The organism is Geobacillus proteiniphilus (genome assembly GCF_001908025.1).
GTDB classification, from domain to species: Bacteria; Bacillota; Bacilli; order Bacillales; family Anoxybacillaceae; genus Geobacillus; species Geobacillus proteiniphilus.
On sequence record NZ_MQMG01000085.1, the window covers coordinates 1 to 8,083 of the forward strand.

Sequence of the window (8,083 nt, forward strand, 5' to 3'; positions counted from 1 at the left end):
GCTTCTCTAAACATCGAGACTTGAAGTGTTTGGTCAACCCCCACTTCTTTATTTGAAGCTGAACGTTCAAGTAACTCTAGCGTAACGCCTAACCGCCGAACGTGATCCCACAAGTTGGAATTTGGAGGGGGAATACTTCCTACAACATAAGCACTGCCAATCGGGCGATTCCTATGCGCCAACAAAAATAGATTCTTAAAATAGCTTCTAAATAATTTTTGATCTTCCTCTGGTTCAAACTCCTTCATGACATGGTTGCGCCCAACAATATGAATATTACTATTATCCCAAAAAATATGTACCTTGCACATAACATTCCTCCTTCTCTCTACTTACTTCGACAAAAGGAGGAATTTTCCTACATCGTTTTTTCGTCAAATTCCGACATTGATCAAGTTACGCGTTTTTATCACGGATTCAGGTATTTTATATCGTGCAACATGATCTCCAGTGTATCAATCCATTCACAAAGGCAGAGCGATCCGCCTTCCTTTAAGCAATTCCCTCTTGAACCTCCAGTTGCGTTAGGGTGTATGATAAGGGAGAGACTAGCAAAAGAAAGAAGGAGGACAACTGTCATGGAGACGTATTCGATCGGCGAAATCGCCAAAAAGACAGGTGTATCCATCCGGACATTGCGGTATTATGATGAAATTGGACTGCTGCAGCCAACGAAAGATCCGTCATCAGGACATCGAATCTATACGGAAGAGGACATTCTTCAATTGCACAAAATTATGAGTTTGAAGTTTATTGGGCTTAGCTTGGAAGAGATTCGACAATATATTCACCAACCAACATACGACCTTACCTTAAAAGAAACGTTGATGCTGGAAAAAAACATGCTAGAACAGAAACGAAGACAGTTAGAAAGATCCATTCAAGCCATTGAATATGCCATCACCCTTTTAGAGGAAGAAGGAGAAATTGACAGCCTTCTCTTGATGAGCTTAATCCGCAGCATTCAAACAGAAGATGATCAAAAACGATTGATGACACATTACCTAGAAGGCCGGTGAAAAAGTACACCCTGAGGCAGGGATTTAGGTGGCTTGTGTCGAAAAAGGAAGAAAAATCGTTGGAATGGAGCGTGAGCGGATCATGAAAGCCCCCAAAAACCCTTCGACTCAGCCTCGTCTGTTTCAAGTCATCGACATGGAAGAACTGGTTCCTCCACATCATATCTTGCGCCAAATCAACGAAGCGGTTGACTTTTCCGTCATTCACGATTGGGTGGCTCCCCTGTACACGGAAAAAACGGGTCGCCCGGCGGCGGATCCGGAACGGCTGCTTCGCCTAATGCTGCTCTCGTATTTGTTCGACCACTCTGAGCGGGAGTTGTATGAGATCCTCCCCATGCATGCCGGATACTTGTGGTTTTGCGGTCTCGACTTTGAATCCGTGCTCCATCCGGATCCTCATCACCCCACACTGCCGGATCGAACGACGCTCGTCAAAACACGGAAACGCTGGCGCCAACATGAAATCTTTGACCGGCTGATGACCTATGTGGTGGATCAATGCATCGCGGCGGGGTTGGTCTCGCCGGATGTCCATGCGGCGGCTGACGGCACCCAAGTGCGGGCGAATGCCTCGATCCACAGCTTGCGGGAGGTCAAGCTCGCTCCGGTGGAGACGTTGGAAGACTATCTGGCCCGCACTGCCCGGGAAGATGAACAGACCGAGGCCCGGGATCCGGATGACGACCCACCCTCTCCGTCTCCAAAATCAGGGGAACGCGTCCATGCCGAAGAACGGGGAAACTTCCGTGGAGCCACGTTTTCCAACCGGACCCATCGAAGCGTGACGGATCCGGATGCCCGGTTGTACAAGAAAGGCAAAGGGCAGGAAGCGTATCCTCGGTATCTGGTGCACGACGTCATCGATGTCCAGTCGCGCGTGATTTTATCCAGACGGGCCAGCCTCGCCACTGGAACGGCGGAACGGGAGACGAGTTTGGAGCAGCTGGCTTCGATTCAGTTTCGCCACCCGTCGATTACGATTCGGACCTTGTCTGCGGACAAAGCGTATGGCACCACCGAGTATCTGGAAGCGCTCTTCGTTCAAGGCATCACACCGCTCGTGCCGTTGCGCCGCAAGGAGATGGAGGAGATTCCAACCTGGAAGCGCCGGGCGAAGGATCCCGCTCAGGAAGCAAAGCGCCAGGCGAAAGTCCGAGACGTTCAGATTCGCAATCAAGCGAGGCTCATTCAGCAACAGGGCGGCTATCGATCCATTCAAGCCCTTCGCACGCGTTGTGAGCATGTGTTCGCCGAAGGGAAGGAATGTCACGGGCTGGACCGGGCCCGAAGCCGGGGCCTTTACGCCATGGAAGAACAGGCGCTGTTGACCGCCGTCGTGCAAAATCTGAAGCGATTGTGCCGGTTTCGAAAAAAACGAGGGGGGACCGGCTCTTTGGCGTGCGCAAAACCGGAATTGGGAGCAGGAAGTCCTGCTCGTCTTCCCATCCTTTGGCGCCAAACGGCGGGGAGAATGGCCTCCAAAATTCGACATGTGGGAAGTCTATGCCCCATTAATTCACCGGCCTTCTAGACCAAGAAACGGTTGATGCCATCTTCCATAATGAAGAACTCAAGCAAAAAGAGAACGAAATGATCAAATCCTATGCCCAATTCGTCAAACAAGTTCACGAACTGTACGGACTCCCCGCCGACCACCCTGACGTACAGCACATGATTGAAACGTTCCTGCGCTCTACTTTTGGTCTTTTGAGCTTGGAGACCGTTGAAAAGATTACCGAGCTACTTAACCAGAACCAATGGGATTCTTTTGAGTGGAAAGAAGAATGGGATGTTCTTAGTCCCCTCCCCTTTTCCAAAGAAGAGACGCAGTGGCTTGAACAAGCGATGGATGACTACATGCAACGTCTTGAGCACATGGGTATAGATATGAAGGAATCAAAGGAAGGAGAGAACAGTGGATATGAAAAATAGGATCGAAACGAAACAAGGCAGTCCAAAACCATTTTGGTATTTGCTCAAACAAGGAAAATTGAACAAATCGCTCATTGCTTTCGCCCTCATTCTTGGATTGATTGAAAGCGGGGCTGGGTTGATCATCCCCCTGTTTGCGAAAGACTTTATTGATCTCTTAGCCCATGGCGGAATGAAGTGGCAACAAATTTTTTGGCTCTTATCTGCTTTTCTCGTTCAAACGGCGGCAGGCGGCATCTCGTTTTATCTCATGTCGTATGCCGGAGAAGCTCTAGTAGCCCAGATTCGAAGTCGATTATGGAACCACATCCTTCATTTGCCTGTTTCCTTTTTTGACCGCTATGAATCGGGGGAAACGATGAGCCGCATTACTCAAGATACAGCAGTCATCAAATTGCTTATTTCCAACCATCTCGTCACATTTTTTAGTGGCATCGTCTCTGTGATCGGTTCCATCATTTTACTGATTATGATTGATTGGCGAATTACTCTCTTTATCTTTTTGGCCGTTCCCGCTGCTATGCTCATCATCATGCCGTTGGGAAGAAAGATGCATCAAATTTCTTTGCGCACGCAAGATGAACTGGCCAAGTTTTCGGGACATCTTGGCCGGATCTTGCAAGATATCCGTCTCGTGAAATCTTATAACGGTCAACACATGGAAGCAGAAAAAGGAGATCAAGAGATCAAAAATTTAATGACCTTCGGTTTGAAAGAAGCGAAAGTCTATGCCGTCATCTCACCGATGATTGCCACCGTCATGATGCTCGTTGTCGTGATCATTGTCGGTTATGGCGGCGCCCAGGTTGCATCTGGGCATTTGACGGCGGGAGAGCTTGCGGCCATCATCATTTATATTTTTCAAATTGTCATGCCTTTCACTGCTACAGCTTCCTTTTTCACCACCTTTCAAAAAGCATTGGGGGCTACAGAGCGGATTAATGAAATCTTTCAAGAGCAACGGGAACTGCTGGGCTCACAAAAAGAACCCGACTTCAATCAAACATTGCAGTTCAAACATGTTTCCTTTTCTTATCATCAAGATAAACCGGTGCTAAAAGGCATTCATTTTACCATTGAGCCAGGCAAAATTTACGCTTTTGTTGGCCCCAGCGGCGGCGGAAAAACCACCATTTTTTCACTGATTGAACGCTTTTATCTGCCAGACGAGGGACAAATCTTGTTAGGAAACATACCTATCCATGAAATCGATTTACAAAAATGGCGACAAGCGATTGGCTACGTTTCTCAAGATATTCCCATTTTGTCAAGCACCATTCGAGAAAATATTTGTTATGGATTCGAAAGCATGCCTGAGCATGAAGAAATCGAACAGGCCGCTCGGCTGGCCAACGCTCACGAATTTATTCAAAAATTGCCGAATGGCTATGAAACAGAAGTCGGCGAACGAGGGATCAAGCTTTCAGGAGGGCAGAGACAACGTATTGCGATTGCTCGAGCCATCTTAAAAAACCCAAAACTCCTGCTATTAGATGAAGCCACTTCTAACTTGGACAGCGACTCAGAAAGCCTAGTGCAAGAAGCGCTGAAAAACGTGATGAAAGGTCGAACGACGTTGATTATTGCCCATCGGCTTTCTACCGTCACCGATGCAGACACGATCTTCGTTGTCGAAGACGGGCGCATTACTGGACAGGGAAACCATGAATTATTGCTGGCTACCCATCGTTTATATCAAAAGCTGGTCACCCATCAGTTTTCCCAAGGCAAAAGGTAATTAGGCAGCCATATACTCACCGACTTTCCAACTCACATTTCGCACCTTAACAAGAGGAAGAACAAAGGACTTTGTGAGCCACTGAACGCCAGCACCAGCAGGAGGCTGGCATTGAGAGTCCACCGCACCCAGCCGGTCAATCAATGGTGGAAGACCAAGATCTTACGAATGCGGATGTCCATAGGTGCAACCCTCTTTGCTCCCCTTGCGTGTCAAGGATTCATTCTGTGAAGCAACCATTCTTCCAAAAACAGGAGCTGAAACAATGAATCAGCTCCCCACTATAGGCAACACGTTCAATTTGATTGTGTCAATTTTTGTAAAACATTGCCGTCGAACTTTGTCGACCGACCAAAAAATACAAAAAGAGCGGTGCGGTGCCGCTCCCTTTTCTGCCTCCGATGGCGAAGCGATGAAAACTCGCAACGCTTCCGCTTTGAAGCTCATTTTTTATCAACTCCTATTTCTCTAAGTGTGCAATACACTAGCGCCCTGTTGCTGCTCGGGAATGTGCTCTTGGATGTCTCAAAGATTTTGCATTCAACCGGGTCAATTCATAATGTGATGCTAAGACAAAGCAGAAGCCCGCTTGGCTTCTGTTTTGTCCCCACCTTCAACGGCTTAAGGCTCGTAACATAAACCGCTCGACATCATTCTCCGGTCCGATGAATTCCACGTCTGTTCCGATGGCTTGGAAGTGTTTGCGGGCGAAGGCAATTTTCGCTGCTTCACCGGGACGCAGTTCGTCCTCCCATTCCTGTCCTTTCGTCTCGAGGACGAAGTACAGTTTTTCCTCTCCATCCTTTTCGATGACAAGCGCCCAGTCGGGATTGTAGGAGCCGATCGGTGTGTCAATTTTAAACCAACTCGGCAGTTTGACGTACACTTTTACGTTCTCATCGTGTTCAAAACGTTTGGCGAACCGCTCTTCCACCTCAGAATCGTAAAGGATATAGTCAAACGGCGATTTTTCGCTCGGGATGGCGTTGTCGTTCAAATAGGCGAGCAGCTCTTCGTTTTGGAACAGTTCGACCGCGTAATACGCATCATCACCAATTTTGTAATATTTCACGCCATCTTTCAGCAACAGCCTCATTTGGCGCTGGATGATGGCCGCCACTTCTTCGATGAACTTTTGCGGATTGTTTTTGAAATCATCGAGCCGTTTGCAGCCGGTCAAAATGCGCACGATCGTCTTCCGCGTTAAATTCGTCCGGTTTTGCAGCTCGGTGATGACATCCGGAAGCGTATGGTGCAAGCTCACGTAATCCTCCACTTTTTCGTTGACCACCTGAGCCTGTACGCCTGTCACATGATCAATTTCCACCCGTCCTTTCCGGCTGACAATGCGGATTTTTTCAATGGGCTTCATTTCCTGAATGGCGGCGATGCACAAGTCAATGAGCTGTTCGCTGTCAAAATCGACCGAATAGACGGTTTTGTATTTGATTTTGTCCCACAATTGCCGAAACTCTTCTTGATTGAGAACCGCCATATTGACATGGACTTTTTTCTTTTTCGTCCCATCTTTGATCGGCAATGCTTGCAAGTGCCGTTTGATCTCTTTCACGATGGACGACCGCCACGGCTGGAATTCGTCTCCTAAACGGAGGTCGTAGTCTTCAATGGCCTGCTTGAGCTTTTCCGTTGCTTTGCCCTGTTTGTCAATATAGCCGTTTTGTTTTAATTCCTCATACAGCTTCAATGATAAATCATAACCCATTTGCACCGGCTCGTCCGTCGCCTCGTCCAAATAGATGAGTTTCGCAAAGACATGTTTTTCAATTTTGCCGAACCGAATGCCCGTATCCTCTTCAATCTCTTTTTGCAACGTAGCGACGAATTCTTCATACGACTCATTCGCCATCACCGTTAATATGTTGACATGATCGTCATGCACCCGCTCTCCGTTTTGATCGACAGCCAACCGCAATCCGCGCCCGATTTCCTGGCGCCTCGATACGTACGTGCCGGAGGAGTCTTTCAACGTGCAAATTTGAAAGACGTTCGGGTTGTCCCATCCTTCACGGAGCGCGGAATGAGAGAAAATGAAGCGGAGCGGCTCATCGAGGCTGAGCAGCCGTTCTTTGTCTCTCATAATAAGGTTGTATACATCCGTATCTGCCTCTGTATTTCCTTTTGTATCTTTCAACCGTCCTCTTTTATCTTGGGCAAAATATCCGTTATGCACCTTCTCGATATCTTGGTCAATGCCCGGATCTTCCCAGAGGGGACGGTATTTCGGCTTTTGCATTAAGTTCCGATACTCTTCCTCAAACATCGCCGCATATTTTCCTTTGATTGGATTGCCGTTTTGATCATAATCACGGTAATGAGCGACTTTGTCGATGAAGAACAGACTTAATACTTTAATCCCGCGCGGGCGAAGCCACAATTCTTTATTTAAATGCTCTTCAATCGTTTTGCGGATTTGATACCGCTTGATGGCATCGTCATCGACATCCCCAATCGCCTCGCCCACCCTGAGTCGATCGCCGTTGATTTCAACCGCTTCATTTCCTTCCGTCCAATCGATTTGCTCGACGATATAGCCGCGGTACAGTTCGCGCTCCCCCGAAACGTCATACAAGTCATCGCCGTATTTGACCGTTTTCGTCGTTCGCTTCACCTTTCCGCGCGATTCGACATCGAGCTCAATTTTCGCTTTTCGCTCTTTCACCTCAACGAGCTTGATGTATGGCACATTGAACGACGGTTCGGACCGGACAGACATGACTTCGATTTTTTTCACAAGCTTTTGATTGTACGCATCGACCGCATCGAGGCGATATATCATATTGTATTTATCCACATGCGTCGCCGAGTAGCGCAGCGTACAAAGCGGGTTCAGCGACGCAATCGCTTCCCTCGACTTCGGCGTCGTATCGACGCTTTGCGGTTCGTCGATGATGACAATCGGATTCGTCTGTTGGATAAATTCAATCGGGCGGTATCCGTTTAGACGGTCGTTCGGCCGATGAATGACGTTCGCCTTATCCTCCTTTTCCGGATCTTCAAAGCTTTTGCGAAACGCATCGATATTGATGATCATGATTTGAATGGTTGTCGCCGTCGCAAAATTGCGCACTTGGTCAAGCTTTTGCGAATCATAAATAAAGTACTCAACCGGTGTGCGGTCATACATATATATGCTCATTGAAAAGTTAACCTTCGTATAAGTGGTGCCCACTCCGGTTATACTGCTCCTAAGGAAAAGTATGGAAAAGGAGCGGAATTCTGCATGAAACGTCTCAAAATCACCAACGATCACGGATGGACACCTCGGACACTTCGCAAACAGGAACGGAAAATCAAAAACACCCTTCTTCGCCAACGGGTGATGGCGGTTCGCCTGGTCATGGAAGGCTATTTGGGCAAAGAGGTGGCCTCC

Annotated in this window: 5 protein-coding genes and 1 pseudogene; 4 read left to right on the forward strand and 2 right to left on the reverse strand. The window is 47.9% G+C overall.

Annotated elements, in window-relative coordinates; all coding sequences use genetic code 11:
* Positions 1 to 311 (reverse strand): PIN domain-containing protein (locus BRO54_RS19910; RefSeq protein WP_161496667.1); only part of this gene is annotated, 311 nt, incomplete at its 3' end.
* 267 nt (positions 312 to 578) lie between these two features.
* Here BRO54_RS19910 and BRO54_RS19915 point away from each other — a divergent pair.
* From BRO54_RS19915 to BRO54_RS18140, 4 genes are all read left to right on the forward strand, one after another.
* Positions 579 to 1,019 carry a MerR family transcriptional regulator gene (locus BRO54_RS19915; RefSeq protein ID WP_074044795.1) on the forward strand — a complete coding sequence of 147 codons (441 nt, stop codon included), beginning with the start codon at positions 579 to 581 and terminating at the stop codon, positions 1,017 to 1,019.
* 64 nt (positions 1,020 to 1,083) lie between these two features.
* On the forward strand, positions 1,084 to 2,553 hold the full coding sequence (locus tag BRO54_RS18130; RefSeq protein ID WP_081130568.1) for an IS5-like element ISGka1 family transposase: 1,470 nt from the start codon (positions 1,084 to 1,086) through the stop codon (positions 2,551 to 2,553).
* A gap of 59 nt (positions 2,554 to 2,612) precedes the next feature.
* Positions 2,613 to 2,954: a hypothetical protein gene (locus BRO54_RS18135; RefSeq protein ID WP_074044796.1), complete on the forward strand. Its 342-nt coding sequence runs from the start codon at positions 2,613 to 2,615 to the stop codon at positions 2,952 to 2,954.
* A complete protein-coding gene (locus BRO54_RS18140; RefSeq protein WP_033008847.1) occupies positions 2,944 to 4,692 on the forward strand; it encodes an ABC transporter ATP-binding protein in 1,749 nt (582 codons plus the stop codon). The genes BRO54_RS18135 and BRO54_RS18140 overlap by 11 nt, the downstream gene beginning before the upstream one ends.
* Before the next feature lie 613 nt (positions 4,693 to 5,305).
* Here BRO54_RS18140 and BRO54_RS18145 read toward each other — a convergent pair.
* Positions 5,306 to 7,837: pseudogene (locus BRO54_RS18145) on the reverse strand (restriction endonuclease); the annotation flags it as partial.
* Positions 7,838 to 8,083 lie beyond the last annotated feature (246 nt).

Excerpts from the sequence above, each read along its gene's own strand:
- BRO54_RS18140 (WP_033008847.1), top strand. The coding sequence starts at position 2,944 with ATGAAAAATAGGATCGAAACGAAACAAGGCAGTCCAAAACCATTTTGG.
- BRO54_RS19915 (WP_074044795.1), top strand. The coding sequence starts at position 579 with ATGGAGACGTATTCGATCGGCGAAATCGCCAAAAAGACAGGTGTATCC.
- BRO54_RS18135 (WP_074044796.1), top strand. The coding sequence starts at position 2,613 with ATGATCAAATCCTATGCCCAATTCGTCAAACAAGTTCACGAACTGTAC.
- BRO54_RS18130 (WP_081130568.1), top strand. The coding sequence starts at position 1,084 with ATGGAGCGTGAGCGGATCATGAAAGCCCCCAAAAACCCTTCGACTCAG.